Annotated in this window: 24 protein-coding genes and 1 other RNA gene; 13 read left to right on the top strand and 12 right to left on the bottom strand. The window is 60.6% G+C overall.

Annotation, left to right across the window (positions count from 1 at the left end; genetic code table 11):
* Nucleotides 1–144: 144 nt before the first annotated feature.
* The 5 genes from ppx to AC07W4_RS02660 all read right to left on the bottom strand — a co-directional run bounded on the left by ppx (nucleotide 145) and on the right by AC07W4_RS02660 (nucleotide 4,736).
* A complete protein-coding gene (gene ppx / locus AC07W4_RS02680; RefSeq protein WP_495031403.1) occupies nucleotides 145–1,647 on the bottom strand; it encodes an exopolyphosphatase in 1,503 nt (500 codons plus the stop codon).
* Nucleotides 1,648–1,888: 241 nt separating this feature from the next.
* Nucleotides 1,889–2,626: an amino acid ABC transporter ATP-binding protein gene (locus AC07W4_RS02675; protein ID WP_495031402.1), complete on the bottom strand. Its 738-nt coding sequence runs from the start codon at nucleotides 2,624–2,626 to the stop codon at nucleotides 1,889–1,891.
* Nucleotides 2,613–3,263: an amino acid ABC transporter permease gene (locus AC07W4_RS02670; protein ID WP_495031401.1), complete on the bottom strand. Its 651-nt coding sequence runs from the start codon at nucleotides 3,261–3,263 to the stop codon at nucleotides 2,613–2,615. The genes AC07W4_RS02675 and AC07W4_RS02670 overlap by 14 nt, the downstream gene beginning before the upstream one ends.
* On the bottom strand, nucleotides 3,260–3,928 hold the full coding sequence (locus AC07W4_RS02665; RefSeq protein ID WP_495031400.1) for an amino acid ABC transporter permease: 669 nt from the start codon (nucleotides 3,926–3,928) through the stop codon (nucleotides 3,260–3,262). The genes AC07W4_RS02670 and AC07W4_RS02665 overlap by 4 nt, the downstream gene beginning before the upstream one ends.
* 22 nt (nucleotides 3,929–3,950) lie before the next feature.
* The gene (locus AC07W4_RS02660; RefSeq protein ID WP_495031399.1) at nucleotides 3,951–4,736 is read right to left on the bottom strand and encodes a transporter substrate-binding domain-containing protein; all 786 of its coding nucleotides are present in this window, start codon (nucleotides 4,734–4,736) and stop codon (nucleotides 3,951–3,953) included.
* Nucleotides 4,737–4,992: 256 nt separating this feature from the next.
* On the opposite strand from AC07W4_RS02660, the gene AC07W4_RS02655 reads away from it, so the two are divergent.
* From AC07W4_RS02655 to AC07W4_RS02630, 6 genes are all read left to right on the top strand, one after another.
* Nucleotides 4,993–5,697, top strand: a complete 705-nt coding sequence (locus AC07W4_RS02655; protein ID WP_495031398.1) for a FadR/GntR family transcriptional regulator — start codon at nucleotides 4,993–4,995, stop codon at nucleotides 5,695–5,697.
* A gap of 123 nt (nucleotides 5,698–5,820) precedes the next feature.
* Entirely contained in the window at nucleotides 5,821–6,150 is a 330-nt protein-coding gene (gene trxA / locus AC07W4_RS02650; protein WP_003206727.1) for a thioredoxin TrxA, read from the top strand.
* Nucleotides 6,151–6,397: 247 nt separating this feature from the next.
* Nucleotides 6,398–7,657 (top strand): transcription termination factor Rho, encoded by a 1,260-nt coding sequence (rho, locus tag AC07W4_RS02645; RefSeq protein WP_003206716.1) that lies wholly within the window; start codon nucleotides 6,398–6,400, stop codon nucleotides 7,655–7,657.
* A gap of 140 nt (nucleotides 7,658–7,797) precedes the next feature.
* Nucleotides 7,798–9,264: a 4-hydroxy-3-polyprenylbenzoate decarboxylase gene (ubiD, locus tag AC07W4_RS02640; protein ID WP_108217171.1), complete on the top strand. Its 1,467-nt coding sequence runs from the start codon at nucleotides 7,798–7,800 to the stop codon at nucleotides 9,262–9,264.
* A complete protein-coding gene (locus AC07W4_RS02635; protein ID WP_008048694.1) occupies nucleotides 9,264–10,232 on the top strand; it encodes a CDP-6-deoxy-delta-3,4-glucoseen reductase in 969 nt (322 codons plus the stop codon). The genes ubiD and AC07W4_RS02635 overlap by 1 nt, the downstream gene beginning before the upstream one ends.
* A 311-nt stretch (nucleotides 10,233–10,543) precedes the next feature.
* Complete coding sequence (locus tag AC07W4_RS02630) at nucleotides 10,544–11,212, top strand: gamma-glutamylcyclotransferase (RefSeq protein ID WP_008048695.1); 669 nt, start codon at nucleotides 10,544–10,546, stop codon at nucleotides 11,210–11,212.
* Here the strand turns inward: AC07W4_RS02630 and glpT are convergent.
* Both glpT and AC07W4_RS02620 read right to left on the bottom strand, forming a co-directional pair.
* A complete protein-coding gene (gene glpT, locus AC07W4_RS02625) occupies nucleotides 11,188–12,537 on the bottom strand; it encodes a glycerol-3-phosphate transporter (protein WP_008048696.1) in 1,350 nt (449 codons plus the stop codon). The genes AC07W4_RS02630 and glpT overlap by 25 nt on opposite strands.
* Before the next feature lie 366 nt (nucleotides 12,538–12,903).
* Nucleotides 12,904–13,881, bottom strand: a complete 978-nt coding sequence (locus AC07W4_RS02620; RefSeq protein ID WP_008048697.1) for an NADPH:quinone oxidoreductase family protein — start codon at nucleotides 13,879–13,881, stop codon at nucleotides 12,904–12,906.
* Nucleotides 13,882–14,031: 150 nt separating this feature from the next.
* On the opposite strand from AC07W4_RS02620, the gene AC07W4_RS02615 reads away from it, so the two are divergent.
* Nucleotides 14,032–14,439 (top strand): flagellar basal body-associated protein FliL, encoded by a 408-nt coding sequence (locus AC07W4_RS02615; RefSeq protein WP_032829534.1) that lies wholly within the window; start codon nucleotides 14,032–14,034, stop codon nucleotides 14,437–14,439.
* A 115-nt stretch (nucleotides 14,440–14,554) separates the two neighbouring features.
* Here AC07W4_RS02615 and AC07W4_RS02610 read toward each other — a convergent pair whose 3' ends face one another.
* A complete protein-coding gene (locus AC07W4_RS02610) occupies nucleotides 14,555–15,007 on the bottom strand; it encodes an EVE domain-containing protein (RefSeq protein WP_495031397.1) in 453 nt (150 codons plus the stop codon).
* Between the two features lie 195 nt (nucleotides 15,008–15,202).
* Here AC07W4_RS02610 and AC07W4_RS02605 point away from each other — a divergent pair, with 195 nt between their 5' ends.
* Entirely contained in the window at nucleotides 15,203–15,358 is a 156-nt protein-coding gene (locus AC07W4_RS02605; RefSeq protein ID WP_008048702.1) for a hypothetical protein, read from the top strand.
* Between the two features lie 35 nt (nucleotides 15,359–15,393).
* Here AC07W4_RS02605 and AC07W4_RS02600 read toward each other — a convergent pair whose 3' ends face one another.
* The 4 genes from AC07W4_RS02600 to AC07W4_RS02585 all read right to left on the bottom strand — a co-directional run bounded on the left by AC07W4_RS02600 (nucleotide 15,394) and on the right by AC07W4_RS02585 (nucleotide 16,818).
* Nucleotides 15,394–15,999, bottom strand: coding sequence for a 5-formyltetrahydrofolate cyclo-ligase (locus AC07W4_RS02600; protein ID WP_008048703.1), 606 nt, complete (start codon nucleotides 15,997–15,999; stop codon nucleotides 15,394–15,396).
* An 86-nt stretch (nucleotides 16,000–16,085) separates the two neighbouring features.
* A non-coding RNA gene (gene ssrS, locus AC07W4_RS02595) (6S RNA) lies at nucleotides 16,086–16,264 on the bottom strand.
* Nucleotides 16,265–16,294: 30 nt separating this feature from the next.
* Nucleotides 16,295–16,612, bottom strand: coding sequence for a cell division protein ZapA (locus AC07W4_RS02590; protein WP_007982900.1), 318 nt, complete (start codon nucleotides 16,610–16,612; stop codon nucleotides 16,295–16,297).
* Nucleotides 16,609–16,818 (bottom strand): TIGR02449 family protein, encoded by a 210-nt coding sequence (locus AC07W4_RS02585; protein WP_007982902.1) that lies wholly within the window; start codon nucleotides 16,816–16,818, stop codon nucleotides 16,609–16,611. The genes AC07W4_RS02590 and AC07W4_RS02585 overlap by 4 nt, the downstream gene beginning before the upstream one ends.
* A gap of 194 nt (nucleotides 16,819–17,012) precedes the next feature.
* On the opposite strand from AC07W4_RS02585, the gene AC07W4_RS02580 reads away from it, so the two are divergent.
* The 5 genes from AC07W4_RS02580 (at nucleotide 17,013) to AC07W4_RS02560 (ending at nucleotide 22,740) form a co-directional block, all read left to right on the top strand.
* Nucleotides 17,013–17,570: a YecA/YgfB family protein gene (locus tag AC07W4_RS02580; RefSeq protein WP_495031396.1), complete on the top strand. Its 558-nt coding sequence runs from the start codon at nucleotides 17,013–17,015 to the stop codon at nucleotides 17,568–17,570.
* A 27-nt stretch (nucleotides 17,571–17,597) separates the two neighbouring features.
* Nucleotides 17,598–18,932 (top strand): Xaa-Pro aminopeptidase, encoded by a 1,335-nt coding sequence (gene pepP / locus AC07W4_RS02575; RefSeq protein WP_495031395.1) that lies wholly within the window; start codon nucleotides 17,598–17,600, stop codon nucleotides 18,930–18,932.
* On the top strand, nucleotides 18,929–20,116 hold the full coding sequence (gene ubiH, locus AC07W4_RS02570) for a 2-octaprenyl-6-methoxyphenyl hydroxylase (RefSeq protein ID WP_495031394.1): 1,188 nt from the start codon (nucleotides 18,929–18,931) through the stop codon (nucleotides 20,114–20,116). The genes pepP and ubiH overlap by 4 nt, the downstream gene beginning before the upstream one ends.
* 156 nt (nucleotides 20,117–20,272) lie before the next feature.
* Complete coding sequence (locus tag AC07W4_RS02565; RefSeq protein ID WP_495031470.1) at nucleotides 20,273–21,490, top strand: 2-octaprenyl-3-methyl-6-methoxy-1,4-benzoquinol hydroxylase; 1,218 nt, start codon at nucleotides 20,273–20,275, stop codon at nucleotides 21,488–21,490.
* Between the two features lie 245 nt (nucleotides 21,491–21,735).
* Nucleotides 21,736–22,740 carry an extracellular solute-binding protein gene (locus tag AC07W4_RS02560; RefSeq protein WP_495031393.1) on the top strand — a complete coding sequence of 335 codons (1,005 nt, stop codon included), beginning with the start codon at nucleotides 21,736–21,738 and terminating at the stop codon, nucleotides 22,738–22,740.
* Nucleotides 22,741–22,866: the final 126 nt, after the last annotated feature.

Raw genomic sequence — 22,866 nt, 5'->3', positions numbered from 1 at the left:
ACGGAACCTGTGGGAGCGGGCTTGCTCGCGAAGGCGGCCGAACAGCCAACATTGATGCTGGATGTGATGGCCTCTTCGCGAGCAAGCCCGCTCCCACATGGGTTGTGAACAAAAAAGGCCTTCCGAAGAAGGCCTTTTTCAATTTCAGCGAGCGGTCAACACAATGTCGACCCGGGTCAGCCATTGCGCTTCGATTTCGAAGTCGGCCTGGGTCAGCTGGTTTTCGTCCAGCCAGTTCTCCGGGAACACCACTTCCAGGCTGTTGCCATAGGCGTTCAGTTCCACCTGGGGCATTTGCTGGGTGCCACGGATGTGGTGGAACAGGATCGCAAAACGCAGCAGCACGCACAGGCGAATCAGCTTGATGCCGTCATCGCCGAAATCGGCGAACTTGTCCTTGGGAATGTTGCGCCGGTGGCCACGTACCAGCAGCGCGAGCATCAACTGGTCTTCGCGGGAGAACCCGGCGAGGTCCGAGTGCTCGATCAGATATGCGCCGTGCTTGTGGTACTGGTAGTGAGCGATGTCCAGGCCCACCTCATGGACCTTGGCCGCCCAGCCGAGCAGTTCGCGCCAGACGCCGTCTTCCAGATCCCAGTCCTTGGCCACCTGATCGAACGCATGCAACGCCTTGCGCTCTACCCGTACCGCCTGCTCCTGATCGACGTGGTAGCGCTCCATCAGCGAAGTGAGGGTGCGTTCGCGCACGTCTTCGTGATGATGGCGACCCAGTAGGTCATAGAGCACGCCTTCGCGCAGGGCGCCTTCGCAGTGATCCATGCGCTGCAGTTCGAGGGAGTCGAAGATCGCTTCGAGAATCGCCAGGCCGGCCGGGAAAATCGCCCGGCGATCCGGCTTGATACCTTCGAAATCGATTTTCTCGACGTCGCCCATCTTGATCAGTTTGCGCTTGAGCCAGGCCAGGCCCTCGGCATTGACCTCGCCCGAGCCTTGACCGCCGGCCTTCAGCGCCAGGCCGATGGCACGGATGGTGCCCGAGGAGCCGATGGCTTCATCCCAGGTCAGGCGGTGCAGGGCGTGCTCGATGCTCATGATCTCCAGCCGCGCCGCGGTGTACGCCTGGGCGTAACGGGCCGGGGTGATCTTGCCGTCCTTGAAATAGCGCTGGGTGTAGCTGACGCAACCCATCTGCAGGCTTTCGCGCAGCAACGGTTCGAAACGCTGGCCGATGATGAACTCGGTACTGCCACCGCCAATGTCGGCCACCAGGCGTTTGCCCGGGGTGTCGGCGAGCGTGTGGGACACGCCGAGATAGATCAGGCGCGCTTCTTCACGGCCGGAAATGACTTCCACCGGGTGGCCGAGGATTTCTTCGGCTCGATGGATGAATTCGGCGCGGTTGCGGGCTTCACGCAGGGCGTTGGTGCCGACGATGCGAACGGCGCCGGTGGGCATACCGCTGATCAGTTGGGCGAAGCGCTTGAGGCAATCGAGCCCGCGTTGCATCGATTCTTCGCTGAGATGGCGTTCTTCGTCGATGCCGGCGGCCAGCTGAACCTTCTCCCCGAGACGCTCGAGAATACGGATCTCGCCGTTCTGGGCCTTGGCCACGACCATGTGAAAGCTGTTGGAGCCCAGGTCGATTGCGGCGATCAGGGACAGATTCTTGGCTTGGGATTGCGGCATGGTCAGGGGTCTCGGTCGATAACCTCGACATCGTGCCACGATCAAAGGCTGGCGCCAACGCGTAGGAGCAGCCGAAGGCTGCGATCTTTCACCATGGGGCTCCAGTGGTGCGGCCACTGGCTTCTTCGCGGGCAAGCCCGCTCCCACAGGTTTTTGCAGCGTATACGCAATCGTATTCCAGCAGAGGACCCTGTGGGAGCGGGCTTGCCCGCGAAGGCGGTGCCAATAGCACCGAAGATCTTCAGCCCGCCGCCTCAACCGTCCCGATGAAATTCGCCAGCTCTGCTGTTTGCGGGTTGGCAAACAAGGCTTTCGGGTCGCCCACTTCATGCACCTTGCCCAGATGCATGAACACCAACTTGTCCCCAACCTCCCGGGCAAAGCGCATTTCGTGGGTGACCATGATCAGCGTCATGCCTTCCCTGGCCAGTTGCCGGACCACGCTCAGCACTTCGTTGACCAGTTCCGGGTCCAGCGCCGAGGTGATTTCGTCGCATAGCAACACCTTTGGCGACATTGCCAGTGCCCGGGCAATCGCTACCCGCTGTTGTTGCCCGCCGGACAGCCGGTCAGGGAAGGCATCGAACTTTTCCCCCAGCCCGACCCTTTCCAGCATCTGCCGCGCCAGTTCGGCGGCCTTGGCTTTCGGTACTTTTTGCACCACTTGCGGCGCGAGCATGACGTTCTCGCCCACGGTCAGGTGCGGGAACAGGTTGAACTGCTGGAACACCATCCCGACTTTCTGCCGCAGGCTGCGCAAGTCGGCGCGGGCGGCGTCGAGATACTCGCCGTCGACTTCGATCACGCCGTCGTTGATCGACTCCAGGCCGTTGAGAGTGCGCAGCAAAGTGGACTTGCCCGAGCCACTACGGCCGATGATCGCCACCACCTGGCCTTCCTCGATGCTCAGGTCGATGCCTTTGAGCACGTGGTGATCGCCGTAGTATTTATGCAGGGCGGAAATTCTAAGCAGAGGCATGCAGTCTCCTTTCCAGGTAGCGCGCACTGAGCGACAAGGGGTAGCAGAGCAGGAAATAGCCGAGGGCGACGAGGCCGTAGACCATGAAAGGTTCGAAGGTGGCGTTGGCAAGCATGCCGCCAGTCTTGGTCAGTTCGGTGAAGCCGATGATCGAGGTGACGGCGGTGCCTTTGACCACTTGCACCGAGAAACCCACGGTCGGTGCCACGGCGATGCGCAACGCCTGGGGCAGGATCACAAAGCGCAATTGTTCCAGCGGGTTCAGCGCCAGACTCGATGAGGCTTCCCATTGGCCGTTTGGAATCGAGTCGACGCAACCGCGCCAGATCTCCGCCAGATAGGCACTGGTGAACAACGTCAGAGCTATTGCCGCCGCCATCCACGGCGAAATCTCCAGCCCGGCCAACGCTACGCCGAAAAACACCAGGAACAGCTGCATCAATAGCGGTGTGCCCTGGAACAGTTCGATGTAGGTGCGGGCGAAACTGCGCGGCAATGATTTTTTCGAAATGCGCAGGACCATGATCAGCAAGCCGATCAGCCCGCCGCCAATGAACGCCACCAGCGACAGCGCCAAGGTCCATTGCAGGCCCGTGAGCAGGTTGCGCACGATGTCCCAGAAGGTGAAGTCGCTCATCGGCTGCTCCTTGCAATGAAGCGGTGGCCGATCCAGTTCAATAGCTGGCGGATCAGTAGCGCCATACACAGATACAGCAGCGTGGTCAGTGCGTAGGTTTCAAAAGCGCGGAAGTTGCGCGATTGAATGAAGTTGGCGGCGAAACTCAGCTCCTCTGTAGCGATCTGCGAACACACCGCCGAGCCGAGCATGACGATGATGATCTGGCTGCTCAGGGCCGGCCAGACTTTGCCCAGTGCCGGCAGCAGCACCACATGACGGAACGCTTCGAAACGCGTCATCGCCAGTGCCGCCGCGGCTTCCAGCTGACCCCGGGGAATCGCCTGGATGCCGGCGCGGATGATCTCGGTGGAATAGGCGCCAAGGTTGATGACCATCGCCAGTACCGCCGCCTGCCATTCGGAAATCTGCACGCCCAGGGACGGCAAGCCGAAGAAGATGAAAAACAACTGCACCAGGAATGGCGTGTTGCGGATCAACTCGACGTAGACCGCGAAAATCCCCGCCAATGGCCGGATGTTCCACGCCCGCACCAGCGCCCCGACGATGCCCAGCCCCACGCCGAGCACAGCGCCGATGGCGGTCAGCTCAAGGGTGAACAACGCACCGCGCAGCAACAGATCGGTGTTGTTCACCACCGGCAGGAAATCGAACTGATAAGCCATAAAACGTCTCCAGCGCGCCGAATCAGAGATCGGCCGGCAGCGGCTCTTTCAGCCAGGTCAGGGCGTTCTTTTCCAGTGCGCCGTCGCTCTTGGCGGTCACGAGGATCTGGTTGACCTTGTCCAGTAGCGCCGGCTCGTTCTTGTTCACGCCGACGTAGACCGGCGAATCCTTGAGCTTCACTTTCAGCGCCGGCACGCGTTTCGGGCTCTTCTCGCTGATTGCGACCATCACCACATTGCCGCTGGCGATCAGGTCGACTTGCCCGGCCAGATACGCGGCGATGGTCGAGTTGTTGTCTTCGAAACGCTTGATGGTCACGCCTTCGGGGGCGACCTTGGACAGCTCGATGTCTTCGATGGCGCCACGGGTGACGCTGATGGTCTTGCCCTTTAGATCGTCCAGGCTCTTGATGTCGGCGTCTGGCGGACCGAACACGGCGAGGTAGAACGGCGCGTAGGCGCGGGAGAAGTCGATGACTTTTTCGCGCTCCGGGTTCTTGCCGAGGCTGGAGATCACCAGATCGACCTTGCCGGTGGTGAGGAAGGGGATGCGGTTGGTGCTGTTGACCGGGGTCAGTTCGAGTTTGACCTTGAGCTGGTCGGCCAGCAGTTTCGCGGTGTCGATGTCGAGGCCGCGGGGCTTCATGTCCGGGCCGACCGAGCCAAACGGCGGGAAGTCCTGGGGCACGGCAACCTTGAGGACGCCGCGCTTGACCACATCCTCCAGACCGTCGGCGTGGGCAGGTGCCTGGCTCAGCATCAGGCTGGCAAACAGGGCTGCGAGGAGGGCGCTGTAACGCTGGGTCATGGCAAATCTCCGAATCGGCAAGAAGTGATTTCTGCGAATCGACAGAGCATGGGCCATGCCAACATGGGGTTTTGGGGGTGCCAGAGCGCGGTTTTGCTGGCGTCGAACGGTCTTACTGGTCTGAACAGTCAGGTTGTGTTTCGCACCCCGATGGCGCAACTGTGAAAATCACCGAACCCCCATGGGGCACGACTTGCCGGGCGTCGCGAATAGCTTTACAACTGAGCGCACATTGGCCTGGTTCGTCTGGAAAACCATGAACTCGATCTCCCGCGCCGTACCTGAAGTGGCGCTGCAAGCCATCCGCAAACTGATTACCGAACAGGGCTTCGGGCCGGGGGATGCCTTGCCCTCGCAACGGGACCTGGCGGTGCAATTGGGGGTCAGTCGGGCGTCGTTGCGCGAGGCATTGTCGTCGCTGAGTGCGCTGGGGGTCATCAGCATCCAGCCGGGTAAAGGCGTGTTCGTGCAATCGCCGGTGGAGTTGCCGCGAGGCGATGCGGTACCGGGCTGGCCGTTCGCGGCGCAGGCTTCGCCGCTGGACATCTTTCAACTGCGCTATGCGCTGGAGGGGTTTGCGGCGGGGTTGGCGGCCGTAACCTTGAGCACCGGCGAACTCGATGCGCTGGAAGACAATGTCGCCGCCATGCGAAACGAGCTGAAGTCCGGCGACTTCGAAGCCGCGGCCCGCCTGGATTTCGAATTCCACCGCCGCATCCTGCTGGCCAGCGGCAATCAGGCGATGCTGAGCATCCTGACCGCCAGCGCCGACATCTTCCTGGAAAGCCAGAAGCTACCGTTCATCCGGGTCGAGCGGGCCATGGAAACCTGGCAGGAGCACCGCAAAATCCTTCGTGCGCTGGCCCGCCGAGCATCTGGCGCCGCGCAAAAGGCCATGCAAGAGCACGTACGCAATGCCGCGTTGCGCACCGGAATCGCGTTCATCGCTCCCGTCACCTGATGACCTGAGCTATACCCAAACTCATGAATCACCATAGCGAGACTCAATCATCTGCACCTTCCTGAACGAGGGAAGGACCGCTATGATGGGCCACGTTTTTTTGCTTACAACCTGGAGAATTCCATGAGCAGCGATCTTATCAAACACGTTAGCGACGCTAGCTTCGAGGCCGACGTACTCAAGGCCGAAGGCGCTGTACTGGTCGACTACTGGGCTGAATGGTGCGGCCCTTGCAAAATGATCGCTCCGGTTCTGGACGAAATTGCCGAGACTTACAAAGGCAAGCTGACCGTTGCCAAGCTGAACATCGACGAAAACCAGGAAACCCCGGCCAAGCACGGCGTACGTGGTATCCCGACCCTGATGCTGTTCAAGAACGGCAACGTTGAAGCGACCAAGGTCGGCGCACTGTCGAAGTCGCAACTGGCTGCCTTCCTCGACGCCAACATCTAAGCGTCGCTGCAAAGTGTCCTGAAAAAGCCTCGCAAATAGCGGGGCTTTTTGCGTATTCAGGGCTAGACGCTCCCAAACTCAGGTGGTACATTCGGCCCCGCACTGGTTTCTCCATTGCCCCCTGCTAGCCGTCGCCGACGCACTCCTTTTCGAATAAGTACGCGATCCTGTCGCCTTCTCTGCGGCGCGGCCTCATTAAGCCAAAAGCTTAATTTCCCCCCTCCATAAATGATTACGTCATTCCTATATGAATCTGACTGAACTCAAGCAAAAGCCGATTACCGAACTGCTCGAATTGGCCGAACAGATGGGCATAGAAAATATGGCCCGTTCGCGCAAGCAGGACGTGATTTTCTCCCTGCTCAAGAAGCACGCGAAAAGCGGTGAGGAAATCTCCGGTGATGGCGTGCTGGAGATTCTCCAGGACGGCTTCGGCTTCCTGCGCTCCGCTGACGCTTCCTATCTCGCAGGTCCAGACGATATCTACGTCTCGCCGAGCCAGATCCGTCGTTTCAACTTGCGCACCGGTGACACCATCGTTGGCAAGATCCGCCCGCCAAAGGAAGGCGAGCGTTATTTCGCGCTGCTCAAGGTCGACACGATCAACTTCGACCGTCCGGAAAACGCGAAGAACAAGATTCTCTTCGAGAACCTGACTCCGCTGTTCCCGACCGTGCGCATGAAGATGGAAGCCGGTAACGGTTCCACCGAAGACTTGACCGGTCGTGTCATCGACCTGTGCGCCCCGATCGGTAAAGGCCAGCGCGGTCTGATCGTTGCACCGCCGAAAGCGGGCAAGACGATCATGCTGCAGAACATTGCCGCGAATATCGCGCGTAACAACCCTGAAGTTCACCTGATCGTGCTGCTGATCGATGAACGTCCGGAAGAAGTAACCGAAATGCAGCGTACCGTGCGCGGCGAAGTGGTTGCCTCGACGTTCGACGAGCCGCCAACCCGCCACGTGCAGGTTGCCGAAATGGTGATCGAGAAGGCCAAGCGCCTGGTCGAGCACAAGAAAGACGTGGTGATCCTGCTTGACTCCATCACTCGTCTGGCCCGTGCCTACAACACCGTGATCCCGAGCTCCGGCAAGGTACTGACCGGTGGTGTCGATGCCCACGCCCTGGAGAAACCGAAGCGTTTCTTCGGCGCCGCGCGGAACATCGAAGAAGGCGGCTCGCTGACCATCATCGCCACCGCGCTGGTTGAAACCGGCTCGAAGATGGACGAAGTGATCTACGAGGAATTCAAGGGCACCGGCAACATGGAGTTGCCGCTGGATCGCCGTATCGCTGAAAAGCGCGTCTTCCCGGCCATCAACATCAACCGTTCCGGCACCCGCCGCGAAGAGTTGCTGACTGCCGACGACGAGCTGCAGCGCATGTGGATTCTGCGCAAGCTGCTGCACCCGATGGATGAAGTCGCTGCCATCGAGTTCCTGGTCGACAAGCTGAAAACGACCAAGACCAACGATGAGTTCTTCCTGTCGATGAAACGCAAGTAAGTCGAACAGGCACAAAAAGCCGGGGAAACCCGGCTTTTTGCTATCCGTTTTTTGCTCAGGCGGCAGTTCGTGGTTCTGAACCGAAGGGTTCGGCGCTAAACTGCCTGCCCCGAACGCCACGGCCAACACGAGGCTTACGCATGCAGTATCGCGACTTGCGCGACTTTATCAGCGGCCTGGAACAGCGCGGTGAACTCAAGCGCATCCAGGTTCCGGTGTCCCCAGTGCTCGAAATGACCGAGGTCTGCGACCGTACCTTGCGCGCCAAGGGCCCGGCTTTGCTTTTCGAAAAGCCCACCGGCTATGACATTCCCGTGCTCGGCAACCTGTTCGGCACCCCCGAGCGTGTGGCGTTGGGCATGGGCGCCGAAGCGGTCAGCGAGCTGCGTGAAATCGGCAAGTTGCTGGCGTTCCTCAAGGAACCCGAGCCGCCGAAAGGCTTGAAGGATGCCTGGTCCAAGCTGCCGATCTTCCGCAAGATCATTTCGATGGCGCCGAAAGTCGTCAAGGACGCGGTGTGCCAGGAAGTGGTCATCGAAGGCGACGACGTCGACCTGGCCATGCTGCCGGTGCAGACCTGCTGGCCGGGCGACGTCGGTCCGCTGATCACCTGGGGCCTGACCGTCACCAAGGGCCCGAACAAGGATCGACAGAACCTCGGCATCTACCGTCAGCAAGTGATCGGCCGCAACAAGGTCATCATGCGCTGGCTGAGCCACCGTGGCGGCGCGCTGGACTACCGCGAGTGGTGTGAAAAGCACCCGGGCCAGCCGTTCCCGGTTTCCGTGGCCCTGGGCGCTGACCCGGCGACCATCCTCGGCGCCGTGACCCCGGTGCCCGACAGTCTTTCCGAATACGCCTTCGCCGGTCTGCTGCGTGGCAACCGCACTGAGTTGGTGAAGTGCCGCGGCAACGACCTGCAAGTGCCGGCCACCGCCGAAATCATCCTCGAAGGCGTGATCCATCCGGGCGAGATGGCCGATGAAGGCCCGTACGGCGACCACACCGGTTACTACAACGAAGTCGACAGCTTCCCGGTGTTCACCGTCGAACGCATCACCCATCGGATCAAGCCGATCTACCACAGCACCTACACCGGCCGTCCGCCGGATGAGCCGGCGATCCTCGGCGTGGCGCTGAACGAAGTGTTCGTTCCGATCCTGCAGAAGCAGTTCCCGGAGATCACCGACTTCTACCTGCCGCCCGAAGGCTGCTCGTACCGCATGGCCATCGTGACCATGAAGAAGTCGTATCCGGGCCACGCCAAGCGGGTAATGCTGGGTGTCTGGTCGTTTTTGCGACAGTTCATGTACACCAAGTTCGTTATCGTCACCGACGACGATATCAACGCCCGGGACTGGAACGACGTGATCTGGGCCATTACCACGCGCATGGACCCCAAGCGCGACACGGTGATGATCGACAACACGCCGATCGACTACCTGGACTTCGCCTCGCCGGTTTCCGGCCTGGGGTCGAAAATGGGCCTCGATGCCACGCATAAATGGCCGGGCGAAACTACCCGCGAATGGGGCCGGGTCATCGTCAAGGACGATGCCGTGACCCAGCGGATCGATGCCATCTGGAATCAGTTAGGAATAGATTGATGCGTGTAACCTTGCAGCCCTCCGGAGCAGTGCTTGAGATATTGCCCGGCGAGCGGATTCTCGATGGCGCACGACGACTGGGCTACGAATGCCCGCAAAGCTGCCGCAACGGCAATTGCCACGTGTGCGCGGCGCTACTGGTGGAAGGCCGGGTCGAGCAGGCCGGCAATGTGCGCGACCATGGCGAGTTCTACACTTGCATAGCGGAGCCGCTGGAAGACTGCATCGTGCTGTGGGATGGCGTGCTCGCGCTGGGAGAACTGCCGGTGCGCAGCGTGTCGTGTCAGGTCATTGAGTGCAAGGAGGTGGGCGGCGACACCTGGCGCGTGCGTCTGCGGGCTCCGGCCGGCAAACCGCCGCGCTACCACGCCGGTCAGTACCTGATGATCGAGCGGGAGAACGGCGAAAAATCCGCATTCTCTCTCGCCTCGGCACCGCATGCGGGGCGCGATCTGGAAATCCACGTACTGGCGCGCGAAACAAGTGCGTTGAGCCTGATCGAACAGCTCCAGCGCAACAGCATGGTGCGGGTCGAATTGCCGTTTGGCGATACCCACCTGGAGGAGTTGCCGGACGGTCCTCTCGTGCTGATAGCCGCGGGTACCGGCATGGGCCAGGTCCATGGCCTGATCGAACATTGCCGGGCCTCGGGTTTCAAGCATCCCGTGCATCTGTATTGGGGCGTACGCCGTCCAGAAGACTTTTACCAGGTCGAGCATTGGGACGAATGGCTGAAGCTGCCCAACCTGTTCCTGCACAAGGTCGTCAGCGATCAATGTGGCTGGGAAGGGCGGTGCGGCATGTTGCATGAAGCGGTCTGTGAAGACTTCCCTGACCTCAAGCCGTTGCATGTATACGCCAGTGGCTCTCCGGCCATGGTCTACGGCACGCTGGATGCGCTGGTGGAAGCGGGGATGGATGCCCATCAGATGCGCGCCGACGTGTTTGCCTATGCGCCGCGGTCTTGATCTGCCCCGTCCACCCTGTAGGAGCGAGCCTGCTCGCGATGGTCGTTAACGATTACTCGGGCAGTCAGGCTACCCGCAGCGCTCTTGATTCCATCGCGAGCAGGCTCGCTCCTACAGGTATATAACTCCACATATAGCCTATCGGTATTTATAAAAACATATAAATGCCGGTAGGTTATATTCCATTCAGGCAATTAATTAAGAACTGTGCCATGGCACTCAAATTGCCTTGAAACTTATGTGCCTTATTGTTACAGCGGTGCGTTCTATTAAGTAATTCTTCACCCGCGGGGAGCTGAACGCTATTCGCTATGAGCGCCATAGAATCTGCTTTTTTGAATCTGGCTTACCCTCCGCGGCTCGATCTGGGGCCGCAGCTCACTCACGAACAATTGCTCAGCTCGATGCAAACGACCATGGCGCGCCACAAGGGCGGGCCGGTGTGGTTGTTTGCGTATGGTTCGTTGATCTGGCGCCCTGAATGCACGGCGGTTGAGCGGGTTCGCGGCCGGGTACATGGCTATCATCGTGGGTTGTACCTATGGTCCCACGAACATCGCGGCACACCGGAAATGCCCGGCCTGGTGTTTGGCCTGGATCGTGGCGGTTCTTGCAGCGGTTTCGCCTATCGCTTGCCCGAAGAGCAACTCGAAGCCTCGCTTTACGCACTTTGGCAGCGCGAGATGCCTTTCCCTTCCTACCGCCCGCACTGGCTCAACTGCCGTCTTGAAGATGGCAGCCAGGTACAGGCATTGGGTTTTGTGCTGGAGCGACACCTGCCCAGCTATGCTGGCAACTTGCCGGACCATGTGCTGAGCCATGTGTTCGAAAACGCTTGTGGGCGTTACGGCACCACTCGCGATTACGTCGAGCAGACCGCGCACGCCCTGCGCAGCCACGCCATGCCAGACCGGAATCTGGAGGCGCGGCTCAAGCGCTGTAAATCAAAGGCCGATCAGGCGAGTGCTTCGCGGCCCTGACTGGCGATTTGTTTGTGCCGTAGCGTCGGGGCCAGGAAGGCCATCGCCAACAGGCAGGCGCCGACTAGCAGCACGAAGCCGCCGTCCCAGCCGAAATGGTCCACGGTGTAGCCCATCGCTGCACTGGCCGCGACCGAACCACCCAGATAACCGAACAGTCCGGTAAAGCCCGCCGCCGTACCGGCAGCTTTCTTTGGTGCCAGTTCCAGCGCCTGCAGGCCGATCAGCATGACCGGGCCGTAGATCAGGAAGCCAATGGAAAGCAGCGCGATCATGTCGACCATCGGATTGCCGGCCGGGTTGAGCCAGTAAACCAGCGTCGCGACCGTCACCAGCGCCATGAATACCATGCCGGTCAGGCCACGGTTGCCACGGAAAATCTTGTCCGACATCCAGCCGCACAGCAGCGTGCCCGGGATACCTGCCCACTCGTAGAAGAAGTACGCCCACGAGGTTTTATCCACGGTGAAGCCCTTGGCTTCCTTGAGGTAGGTCGGTGCCCAGTCCAGCACGCCGTAGCGCAGCAGATAGACAAAGACGTTGGCCAGGGCGATGTACCAGAGCATTTTGTTGCGCAGCACGTATTTGACGAAGATTTCCTTGGCGCTGAATTCCTCTTCGTGGCTGGCGTCGTAGCCTTCTGGGTAATCGTTCTTGTACTGCTCGATCGGCGGCAGGCCAACCGATTGCGGGGTGTCGCGCATGGTCACAAAGGCAAACACCGCTACCGCCAGCGCCACTGCAGCCGGCACGTAGAACGCGGCGTGCCAGTCATTGAACAGGCCCATGCCGATCAGGAACAACGGCCCGATCAGGCCACCGCCGACGTTATGCGCCACGTTCCACACGGACACCACACCGCCACGCTCCTTCTGCGACCACCAGTGCACCATGGTCCGGCCACTCGGCGGCCAACCCATGCCCTGCGCCCAGCCGTTGATGAACAACAGAATGAACATCATGGTCACGCTGGACGTCGCCCAAGGCGCGAAACCGAAAATGAACATCACCCCAGCCGACACCAGAAGACCGAACGGCAGGAAGAAACGCGGGTTGGAACGGTCGGACACCAGGCCCATGAGGAACTTCGACAGGCCGTAGGCAATCGCAATGGCGGACATTGCCAGGCCCAGTTGACCACGGGAGTAGCCCTCGTCGATCAGGTATGGCATGGCCAGGGAGAAGTTCTTGCGCAGCAGGTAGTAACCGGCATAGCCAATGAAGATGCCGGCGAAAATCTGCCAGCGCAGGCGTCGGTAGGTGCTGTCTATTTTTTCTTCAGGCAATGGAGCCTGATGTGCGGCAGGACGAAAGAAAGCAAACATTCAAGAGCTCCAGATTTCTTGTTTTGACTGCGGATACGAATGTTACAGTTTCGTTACCGAAAATAGCACCGGTTCTCATCGGCAAAACAGCGGAAATGTTGGATATCGCGCGTTCCTTTATGAACATGTCGCTCAGGTGAAAGTGAAGGGCGTTGTAGGAATGGTTACTTTTGCGGCTTCCTGCGGATTTTCGGGGGCGTTGCAGGGCGGAGCGTTTCCTCGAGCAATAGGTACTTGTCAGAAGAATCCTGATGGCACGTACTTAAATGCACTTCCCGAGTCGTTGAATAGTCGGTTCAAAGCTTGACCTTGTTGCGCTTTGTTTGCGGAGTGAGTCTGCTATCGATTCACTCCGCAATAGCAGCCTCAGCGAACCTGCACCACCACTTTCCCGACCGCTTTACGCTGGCCAAGATCATTGATGGCTTGCGCCGCATTACTCAATGGATACACCTGCGACACCAGCGGCTTCAGCTTGCCTTCAGCGAACCAGCCAAACAATTGCTGGAAGTTCGCGGCGTTGTCCTGGGGCTGGCGTTGGGCAAATGAGCCCCAGAACACGCCGAGTACTGCGGCGCCCTTAAGCAGCGCGAGGTTGACCGGCAGTTCGGGGATGCGACCGCTGGCAAAGCCGACTACCAGCAGTCGGCCGTTCCAGGCGATGGCGCGGATGGCCTGGTCGAACAGGTCGCCGCCGACCGGGTCGTAGATCACGTCGGCGCCCTGGCCGTCGGTCAGGCGTTTGATTTCATCCTTGAGGTTGGTTTCGCTGTAGTTGATCAGTTCGTCGGCACCGGCAGCCTTGGCCACGGCGAGTTTCTCTGCACTGCTGGCTGCGGCGATCACCCGGGCGCCCATGGCTTTGCCGATTTCCACCGCCGCCAGGCCGACACCGCCGGAAGCGCCAAGCACCAGCAGGGTTTCACCGGGTTGCAGGTTACCGCGCTGCTTGAGGGCGTGCATCGAGGTGCCGTAGGTCATGCTGAAGGCGGCGGCGGTGTTGAAGTCCATCGATGGCGGGATCGGCAGCACGTTGTAGCCCGGTACAGCGACCTGCTCGGCAAAGCTGCCCCAGCCGGTCAGCGCCATGACCCGATCACCGACTTTCAGGTGGCTGACTTTTTCACCCACGGCGCTGACGACGCCGGCCGCTTCACCACCCGGCGAAAACGGGAAGGGCGGCTTGAACTGGTATTTGCCCTCGATGATCAACGTGTCGGGGAAATTCACCCCGGCAGCGTGCACGTCCAGCAGGATTTCATTCTTCTTCGCGACAGGACTGGCGACGTCTTCCAGCACCAGCGATTCGGCAGGGCCGAAGGCTTTGCACAGCACGGCTTTCATCAGGGCTATTCCTTTGGGAGTGATGGCCGATAAGTGTAGGTGTGTGGGTCGATGGGTCAACGAGCATGCCCGGCCCTGATAGTCAGCCATAAGCTTGTGCTTGCGCGGCGGGTCGTTATGCCAGGCCGCAAACCGGATAAGGAGCGAATTTTGAAAGCGTGGATCATGTTGATGCTGGCCCTGTCTCTGCCTGTGGCAGCGGTGGCCGAAGAAGCCAAAGAAGATGCTGCTCCGAAGGTCAGCTACATCACCCTGAGCCCGCCGTTCGTGGGTAACTACGGGTTGGACGGCACGCCGAAACTGAAGGTCTACAAGGCCGATGTGGCGTTGCGGGTGACCGGTGACGAGGCCGCCAAGGCAGTAAAGGCCAATGAGCCGTTGATCCGCAATCAATTGGTCGCGCTGTTCGCCCAGCAGACCACCGAGACGATGAACAACGTCGAGGCCAAGGAAAAACTGCGTCAGGAAGCCCTGAAACAGACCCAGCAGGTGATGAACGATGAAACCGGTAAGCCGGTGGTTGAGGATTTGTTGTTCAACAACCTGATCATTCAGTAAGGCTTCTGGCGCCTGTACCGGCCTCTTCGCGAGCAAGCCCGCTCCCACATTTGAAATGCATTCCAATGTGGGAGCGGGCTTGCTCGCGAAGAGGCCAGTCCGGGCGATAAATGACTCAAGGCTTTAAGGCAATCACCGCCGCCCACTGCTCCACTGTCACCGGCATCACCGAAAGCCGCGAACCTTTCTGCACCAGCGGCAACTCCGCCAGCGCCGTCTGCTGCTTCAGATAATCCAGTTTCAGAACCCGGGCAAACGTCTCGACATGCGCGACATCGATCGCGCTCCAGGCGTTTTTGTCCGCAGTTGCCTTGGGGTCGTAGTAATGACTTTCCGGCTCCAGCGCCGTCGGGTCCGGATACGCGGCTTCGACAATCTTGCCGATTCCGGCGATGCCTGGCTCAGGGCAGCTGGAGTGATAGAAAAAGAACTCATCCCCCACCGCCATGGCCCGCAGGAAATTGCGTGCCTGATAGTTGCGAACCCCGTCCCAGCGCGCTTTGCCGAGCTTTTCCAGTCCCTTGATCGAGAGTTCGTCGGGCTCGGACTTCATCAGCCAATAGGCCATGTCTGTTGCTCCTTGCGTGGTGATTGAGCAGCTTGTCGACGATTTTATGACAAACCGACAGTCGGTTGACGTCAGCATTTGCGCAGCGGTTCACGTTGTCGCAAAATGCCGGCCTTTAGAGCTTGACGCTGCTGCACGGCCTACAAACGGAAACCGCTGCTGTCATCGTGTTGATGTGCCTTTGGGGGGCAATCGATGAAACGCAAACCGGATTTACTATGGATTTTGGTCATTTTGTTTGGCCTTGGCGTCGTGACCACCGGCTATGCCCAAAGCCTGTGGGCCAACAAGACCGATGCGCCGGTCGAAGTCGCCCAATTGCAGCAACAGTCGACCGCCTTCAAGCGCTGATCCTGTTGCCTCGGCGCCACTGATCGAAGTGGCGTCTAGCCTGCGTAATACCAGGCCTTGTCTGTCACCGTTCCTTGCAGCGGCACATCCCAGCTCGCCTGAGCCAATCGCGCCACTTTCTGACATTCATGGGCCAGCCCCAACAACGTCGGCTTGCGCCAGTCATTTCGTCGCGCCAGGTAAGCCAGGCTGCGATCGTAGAAGCCGCCGCCCATCCCCAGGCGTCCGCCGACATCGTCAAAACCCACCAATGGCAACAGCACCAGATCCAGTGCCCAGATCTTGCGCTGCCGGGCGAGGTTGGCCCGTGGTTCGAGAATACGGAAGCGGTTGGGTTTGAGTTTTTCCCCGGGTCGGATGCGCTGGAACACCATTTTGGTTCGCGGCCAGGCGCTCAGCACCGGTAGATAGGTGGCTTTGCCCCGGCGTTGTGCGGCGCGCAGCAACAGGCGCGGATCGATTTCACCGTCGGTGGGCAGGTAGAGCGAGATGTGTCTGGCGCGGCGGAACAGCGGTTGCTGGGCCAATTGCTTGTACAATCCGCGAGCGGCCTGGCGTTGCTGACTGGGAGTCAGTGCGCGGCGGGCCTTGCGCAGCATGCGTCGAAGTTGCGGGCGGGGGAGCAGCGCAGGTTCGGTCATGTATTCGGGCTTCAACAATGCGGATACGTGAAGCGTACCCGTAAAAACGCCAATGCCGGTATCAAAACCGGCATTGGACTGGAATCAGGCTCCCCGAATGTGCCGCTGTCGACTTAGCCCTTGAACCCGAAAGTTCAAGGTGGAAGATGCAGTAGGCTTTAAGGCTTTCCGTCTAGCGGACATGCACACCAGCCCAACGTGCAACCTCCAGGGTATAGCAAATCGGCTCAGGGACATCGCCAACTGGCAAGCACCCCAGGGAGTGAGGGGATTATACCGCAAGCGGCGGCGCGAATCAGCCTTTGGTGACGTCCGGATCGGTGGCGAGTGCCAGATCGACGCGGTCGAGCAGGTCACGCACCTGTTCGCGGGTCGAGCCGCTGGCCTGGATATCCGGGCGTTCCTCCTTGTGCAGCAGGTCGTGGGTGATGTTCAGCGCGGCCATCACGGCGATACGGTCGGCGCCGATGACTTTGCCGCTGCTGCGGATCTCACGCATCTTGCCGTCCAGATAACGGGCGGCGCTGACCAGATTACTGCGCTCTTCCTGAGGGCAGATGATCGAATACTCTTTGTCGAGGATCTGCACGGTGACGCTATTGCTTGAACTCATGAGTCTTGCTCCAGGGCCTTGAGGCGCGAAATCATCGATTCGACCTTACGCCGGGCGATTTCGTTTTTTTCAATGAGGTGCGCGCGTTCCTCGCGCCAGGTCTTTTCCTGAGCTAGTAAGAGTCCGTTTTGACTCTTAAGTTGCTCGACTCGGGTAATCAGCAGCTCGAGTCTGGCCATCAGCGCTTGCAGGTCGGTGTCTTCCATTGTCTTCACTGTCTGATGGGTGTCGGACTGTAGGAGCGAGCTTGCTCGCGATGGTCGCCAACGATAACGCTGGGTCCCTGACAACCCGCGGCGTTCTCGGGTTCATCGCGAGCAAGCTCGCTCCTACAGGGGTAGTCGATGTAGGATACAAGGCCTTCATTCTAGACATAGCGCCGTCTGGCGCCTAGCTGCCCATGACCATTCAGAATTCCCCGTACCAAGCCTTCGCCACCCTGCTGACTTCCAGCGGTCACAACGTCTCGCCTGCTGAACTGCACGGCCTGTTGCTCGGCCGCAGCTGCGCCGGCGCCGGTTTCGACGCCGAAGGCTGGCTGATCGACGCCGCCGAACTCCTCGAAAGCGAGCCGCAGGACAACGTTCGCAACGCCCTGATCGGCCTGCAAGAGATGGTAAAAGGCGAGCTCACCGGCGATGACGTGACCGTCGTCCTGCTGTTGCCGACCGACGACGCCCCACTCACCGAGCGTGCCGCCGCACTGGGTCAGTGGTGCCAGGGTTTCCTCAGCGGCTTCGGCTTGAACTGCCGTGACAGCAGCGCCCTGAGCACCGAGGCCACCGAAGTGCTGCAGGATCTGACGGCCATTTCCCAGGTGCAAGATGCCCTGGAAGAGTCCGACGACGGCGAAAACGACTACATGGAAGTCATGGAATACCTGCGCGTCGCACCGCTGCTGCTGTTCTCCGAGACCAAAAAAGATGTGCCGGCCGCCGCCAAACCGTCTTTGCACTGATCGTAAGACAGGGAAAACCATCTGCCCATGATCCATATCCCGAAATCGGAATACAGCCGTCGCCGCAGGGCCCTGATGGCGCAGATGGAACCCAACAGCATCGCCATCCTGCCCGCCGCCGCGGTGGCCATTCGTAACCGCGACGTCGAGCACGTCTACCGCCAGGACAGCGACTTCCAGTACCTCAGCGGTTTTCCCGAGCCCCAGGCCGTGCTGGTGTTGATGCCGGGGCGTGTGCATGGCGAATACATTCTGTTCTGCCGTGAACGCAACGCCGAACGCGAGCTGTGGGATGGCCTGCGTGCCGGGCAGGAAGGCGCGATTCGCGACTTCGGCGCCGACGATGCCTTTCCGATCACTGATATCGACGACATCCTGCCGGGCCTGATCGAAGGCCGTGACCGGGTGTATTCGGCCATGGGCAGCAACCCCGAATTCGACCGCCACCTGATGGAGTGGATCAACGTGATCCGCTCCAAGGCCAACCTCGGTGCCCAGCCGCCGAACGAATTCGTTGCCCTGGATCATCTGCTGCACGACATGCGCCTGTATAAATCGGCGGCAGAAGTGAAAGTGATGCGCGAAGCGGCGCGGATTTCCGCCCAGGCGCACGTACGGGCAATGCAAGCCTGTCGCGCCGGGCTGCACGAATTCAGCCTGGAAGCCGAGCTTGATTACGAGTTCCGCAAGGGCGGGGCGAAGATGCCGGCCTACGGGTCCATCGTCGCGGCGGGGCGCAACAGCTGCATCCTGCATTACCAGCAGAATGACGCGCAGCTCAAGGATGGGGATCTGGTGCTGATCGATGCCGGTTGCGAGATCGACTGCTACGCCAGCGACATCACCCGGACCTTTCCGGTCAGCGGCAAGTATTCAGCGGAACAGAAAGCGATTTACGAATTGGTGCTGGCTTCCCAGGAAGCCGCCTTTGCCGAAATCGCCCCGAACAAGCACTGGAACCAGGCGCACGAGGCAACGGTCCGGGTCATCACGGCCGGGCTGGTCGAGCTGGGTCTGCTGAGGGGCGACGTTGACGAGCTGATCGCCAGCGAAGCCTACAAGGCGTTTTACATGCACCGCGCCGGCCATTGGCTGGGCATGGATGTGCATGATGTCGGCGAATACAAGGTCGGCGGCGAGTGGCGCGTGCTGGAAGTCGGCATGGCGCTGACCGTGGAGCCGGGGATCTATATCGCCCCGAACAACCAGAGTGTTGCGAAGAAATGGCGCGGCATTGGCGTGCGCATCGAGGACGACGTAGTGGTCACCAAAACCGGCTGTGAAATATTGACGAGCGGCGTGCCGAAATCCGTCGCCGAGATCGAAGCCCTGATGGCCGCTGCGCGGACACAGGCAGCATGAGCCGAGTCAACCTGGCAATCATCGGTGGCGGGCTGGTCGGTGCAAGCCTGGCGCTGGCGCTTCAGGCCGGGGCCAAGGCCCGGGGCTGGAAGATCGTGCTGATCGAGCCGTTCGCCCCTGGCGACAGCTATCAACCGAGTTACGATGCCCGTTCTTCGGCGTTGTCCTTCGGCTCGCGGCAAATCTATCAACGGCTGGGCGTCTGGCAGGATGTCTCGCGACGCGCCGAGCCGATCAAGCAGATTCATGTTTCCGACCGTGGTCGGTTCTCGACGGCGCGGTTGTCGGCGATGGAGGAGGGTGTTCCAGCGCTGGGTTATGTCGTTGAAAACGCATGGCTCGGCCAATGCCTGTGGCAAGGCCTGGACAAGGACGTGATCAGTTGGCGCTGCCCGGCGGAAGTCACCCGCATGGAGCCGCTGACCGATGGCTATCGCCTGACCCTCAACGATGAAACCACCCTGGAGTGCGACCTTGCGGTACTCGCCGATGGCGGCCGCTCCGGCCTGCGCGAGCAGCTGGGGATCGGCATCCGCAAGCGTCCGTACAACCAGAGTGCGCTGATCGCCAACATCACCCCGAGCGAAGCCCACAACGGCATGGCCTTCGAACGTTTCACCGACGAAGGCCCGATGGCGTTGCTGCCGCTGCCGGAAAACCGCTGCGCACTGGTCTGGACCCGCCTGGGCATGGACGCGCAACGTCTGGCGGCCCTCGATGAGCGCAGCTTCCTCAGCGAGTTGCAGGGTGTGTTCGGTTATCGCCTCGGCACATTGAAGCAGGTCGGTGCGCGGCATCTGTATCCGCTGACGCTGGTCGAGGCCGAGGAACAGGTACGTCCGCATCTGGCGATTCTCGGCAACGCGGCACACAGCCTGCATCCGATCGCGGGCCAAGGGTTCAACCTGTCCCTGCGCGATGCCCAGGCTCTGGCCGATGCCTTGCTCGCCAGCGAAAAGCCCTTGGGCGATTTCGCCACGTTGCAAGCCTATCGCGAACACCAGCGTCTCGATCAGGATCTCACCGTGGGCTTCTCCGATCAGGTCACGCGCCTGTTCGGCAGTACCCAGCCGCTGGTGTCCCTGGGGCGCAATATCGGCTTGCTCGGGCTCGACCTTCTGCCACCGGCCAAACGCTGGTTTGCCCGGCAGGCGATGGGCCTGGGTACCCGTCCAGATGCGTAACCGGTTGATCCGCCGGTTCTGCAAGGTGCGATTGATAAAAATACCTGCCGCAATTGCAGGTCGACATTCATGACGGCGCCGGCCACCTTGGCGCGGGTCGGGAAAACCCTTTACGTGCGGCTCAAGCCGCAAGAGAGACAGGCTTAAAGCATGGAAATGCGTGCAGATCTGCTGATTGTCGGAGCCGGAATGGTCGGCAGCGCCCTGGCGCTGGCGTTGCAGAACAGCGGGCTGGAAGTCCTGCTGCTGGACGGCAGCCCCATGAGTGTCAAACCCTTCAACGCTCAGGCCGCGTTTGAGCCTCGCGTGAGTGCCTTGTCGGCCGCCAGCCAGCGGATTCTCGAACGCCTTGGCGTCTGGGACGGCATCGCCGGGCGGCGCAGCAGCGCCTACACCGACATGCAGGTCTGGGATGGCAGCGGCACCGGGCAAATCCACTTCTCGGCGGCCAGCGTGCACGCCGAGGTCCTGGGGCATATCGTCGAAAACCGAGTGGTCCAGGATGCCTTGCTTGACCGCTTGCACGACTGTGACCTGGGATTGCTGGCCAATGCACGGCTGGAACAGATGCGCCGCTCCGGCGATGACTGGCTGCTGACCCTGGCCGATGGCCGCACCCTGCGCGCACCGCTGGTGATCGCGGCGGATGGCGCCAACTCGGCAGTGCGACGCCTGGCTGGTGTGGCGACCCGCGAATGGGATTATCTGCACCATGCCATCGTCACCAGCGTGCGTTGCGCCAGGCCGCATCAGATGACGGCCTGGCAGCGCTTCACCGACAACGGTCCGTTGGCATTTCTGCCGCTGGAGCGCGACGGCCAGCAGGATTGGTGTTCGATCGTCTGGTCGACCACGCCCGGCGAAGCCGAACGCCTGATGGCGATGGATGACCAGGGTTTCTGCAAGGAGCTGGAGCGCGCCTTCGAGGGGCGACTCGGTGAAGTGCTCAGCTGCGACCCGCGCCTGTGTGTGCCCCTGCGCCAGCGACATGCCAAGCGTTATGTGGCTGAAGGCCTGGCATTGATCGGCGACGCGGCCCACACCATTCACCCGTTGGCCGGGCAGGGGGTGAATCTCGGATTCCTCGATGCCGCCGTGCTGGCCGAAGTGTTGCTGCAAGCTGCAACACGTGGCGAACGCCTGGCGGATGTGAAGGTCCTCAGCCGTTACGAACGTCGGCGCATGCCTCACAACCTGGCGCTGATGGCGGCGATGGAAGGCTTCGAGCGTTTGTTTCAGGCCGATCCGTTGCCGGTGCGCTGGTTGCGTAATACCGGGTTGAAAATGGTGGAGAAGATGCCCGAGGCCAAGGCGCTGTTCGTGCGTGAGGCGCTGGGGTTGACCGGGGATTTGCCGGCACTCGCCAAGCCCTGATTTCTGCGTTGAGGCTACTGGCCTCTTCGCGGGCAAGCCCGCTCCCACAGGTTTTTGGTGTACACAAAATTGATGTTTCACACAGGCCACTGTGGGAGCGGGCTTGCCCGCGAAGGCGTCAGCACAAGCACCACAAATTCCAGGCGGTGCAACATCCGGTAACTCCTCCGCAGCCAGCTTCGATTGAGAAGCTAAATGTGAGTCCTTATCATTTGCTCTCATTTTTCAATCGAGAGACCGCTCCCATGTTGGCAACGAAGCGTCTACTGACTGCACTGGCCTTGACTCTGATCGGCAGCACCGCCGCCCAGGCCGCTGACGAGGTGGTGGTCTACTCCTCGCGAATCGACGAGCTGATCAAGCCAGTCTTCGATGCCTACACCGCCAAGACCGGCGTGAAGGTGAAGTTCATCACCGACAAGGAAGCGCCGCTGATGCAGCGGCTCAAGGCCGAGGGCGCGAATACGCCGGCCGACCTGCTGCTCACCGTCGATGCCGGCAACCTCTGGCAAGCCGAGCAGATGGGCATTCTCCAGCCGTTCACCTCGAAAACCATCGACGCGAACATTCCGCTGCAATACCGGGCTGCCTCCCATGCCTGGACCGGCCTGAGCCTGCGGGCGCGGACCATTGCCTACTCCACTGATCGGGTGAAGCCGGGTGAACTGACCACCTACGAAGCGCTGGCCGACAAGCAGTGGGAAGGCCGCCTGTGCCTGCGCACGGCGAAGAAGGTCTACAACCAGTCCCTGACCGCGACCATGATCGAAGTACACGGTGCCGACAAGACCGAGGAAATCCTCAAGGGCTGGGTCAAGAACCTGTCCACTGACGTGTTCTCCGATGACACCGCCGTACTGGAAGCGATCAACGCCGGCCAGTGCGACGTCGGTATCGTCAACACCTACTACTACGGCCGCCTGCACAAGCAGAAGCCAGACCTGCCGGTGAAATTGTTCTGGCCGAACCAGGCTGACCGTGGCGTACACATCAACCTGTCGGGTATCGGCCTGACCCAACACGCGCCACACCCGGAAGCGGCCAAGGCCCTGGTGGAGTGGATGACCACCCCTGAAGCACAGAAAATCTTTGCCGACGTGAACCAGGAGTTCCCGGCGAATCCGGCCGTACAGCCATCGGCTGAAGTCGCCGCATGGGGCAAGTTCATCGCCGATACCTTGCCTGTGGAAATCGCCGGCAAGCGTCAGGCCGAAGCGATTCGCATGATGGACAAGGCTGGCTGGAACTGAGCCCGCTGTTTTAAAGGTCAAAAGATCGCAGCCTTCGGCAGCTCCTGCAGGGTGATCACCAACCCAATGCAGGAGCTGCCGAAGGCTGCGGTCTTTTTGCGTTTTCTCTACACTTCAAAATTTCGC

The sequence above is a fragment of the Pseudomonas sp. GW821-FHT02A08 genome (assembly GCF_059422045.1).
This window is presented reverse-complemented; position numbering and strand designations above follow the sequence as displayed.

Excerpts from the sequence above, each read along its gene's own strand:
- ppx (WP_495031403.1), bottom strand. The coding sequence starts at position 1,647 with ATGCCGCAATCCCAAGCCAAGAATCTGTCCCTGATCGCCGCAATCGAC.
- AC07W4_RS02675 (WP_495031402.1), bottom strand. The coding sequence starts at position 2,626 with ATGCCTCTGCTTAGAATTTCCGCCCTGCATAAATACTACGGCGATCAC.
- AC07W4_RS02670 (WP_495031401.1), bottom strand. The coding sequence starts at position 3,263 with ATGAGCGACTTCACCTTCTGGGACATCGTGCGCAACCTGCTCACGGGC.
- AC07W4_RS02665 (WP_495031400.1), bottom strand. The coding sequence starts at position 3,928 with ATGGCTTATCAGTTCGATTTCCTGCCGGTGGTGAACAACACCGATCTG.
- AC07W4_RS02660 (WP_495031399.1), bottom strand. The coding sequence starts at position 4,736 with ATGACCCAGCGTTACAGCGCCCTCCTCGCAGCCCTGTTTGCCAGCCTG.
- AC07W4_RS02655 (WP_495031398.1), top strand. The coding sequence starts at position 4,993 with ATGAACTCGATCTCCCGCGCCGTACCTGAAGTGGCGCTGCAAGCCATC.
- trxA (WP_003206727.1), top strand. The coding sequence starts at position 5,821 with ATGAGCAGCGATCTTATCAAACACGTTAGCGACGCTAGCTTCGAGGCC.
- rho (WP_003206716.1), top strand. The coding sequence starts at position 6,398 with ATGAATCTGACTGAACTCAAGCAAAAGCCGATTACCGAACTGCTCGAA.
- ubiD (WP_108217171.1), top strand. The coding sequence starts at position 7,798 with ATGCAGTATCGCGACTTGCGCGACTTTATCAGCGGCCTGGAACAGCGC.
- AC07W4_RS02635 (WP_008048694.1), top strand. The coding sequence starts at position 9,264 with ATGCGTGTAACCTTGCAGCCCTCCGGAGCAGTGCTTGAGATATTGCCC.
- AC07W4_RS02630 (WP_008048695.1), top strand. The coding sequence starts at position 10,544 with ATGAGCGCCATAGAATCTGCTTTTTTGAATCTGGCTTACCCTCCGCGG.
- glpT (WP_008048696.1), bottom strand. The coding sequence starts at position 12,537 with ATGTTTGCTTTCTTTCGTCCTGCCGCACATCAGGCTCCATTGCCTGAA.
- AC07W4_RS02620 (WP_008048697.1), bottom strand. The coding sequence starts at position 13,881 with ATGAAAGCCGTGCTGTGCAAAGCCTTCGGCCCTGCCGAATCGCTGGTG.
- AC07W4_RS02610 (WP_495031397.1), bottom strand. The coding sequence starts at position 15,007 with ATGGCCTATTGGCTGATGAAGTCCGAGCCCGACGAACTCTCGATCAAG.
- AC07W4_RS02605 (WP_008048702.1), top strand. The coding sequence starts at position 15,203 with ATGAAACGCAAACCGGATTTACTATGGATTTTGGTCATTTTGTTTGGC.
- AC07W4_RS02600 (WP_008048703.1), bottom strand. The coding sequence starts at position 15,999 with ATGACCGAACCTGCGCTGCTCCCCCGCCCGCAACTTCGACGCATGCTG.
- AC07W4_RS02590 (WP_007982900.1), bottom strand. The coding sequence starts at position 16,612 with ATGAGTTCAAGCAATAGCGTCACCGTGCAGATCCTCGACAAAGAGTAT.
- AC07W4_RS02585 (WP_007982902.1), bottom strand. The coding sequence starts at position 16,818 with ATGGAAGACACCGACCTGCAAGCGCTGATGGCCAGACTCGAGCTGCTG.
- AC07W4_RS02580 (WP_495031396.1), top strand. The coding sequence starts at position 17,013 with ATGACCATTCAGAATTCCCCGTACCAAGCCTTCGCCACCCTGCTGACT.
- pepP (WP_495031395.1), top strand. The coding sequence starts at position 17,598 with ATGATCCATATCCCGAAATCGGAATACAGCCGTCGCCGCAGGGCCCTG.
- ubiH (WP_495031394.1), top strand. The coding sequence starts at position 18,929 with ATGAGCCGAGTCAACCTGGCAATCATCGGTGGCGGGCTGGTCGGTGCA.
- AC07W4_RS02565 (WP_495031470.1), top strand. The coding sequence starts at position 20,273 with ATGCGTGCAGATCTGCTGATTGTCGGAGCCGGAATGGTCGGCAGCGCC.
- AC07W4_RS02560 (WP_495031393.1), top strand. The coding sequence starts at position 21,736 with ATGTTGGCAACGAAGCGTCTACTGACTGCACTGGCCTTGACTCTGATC.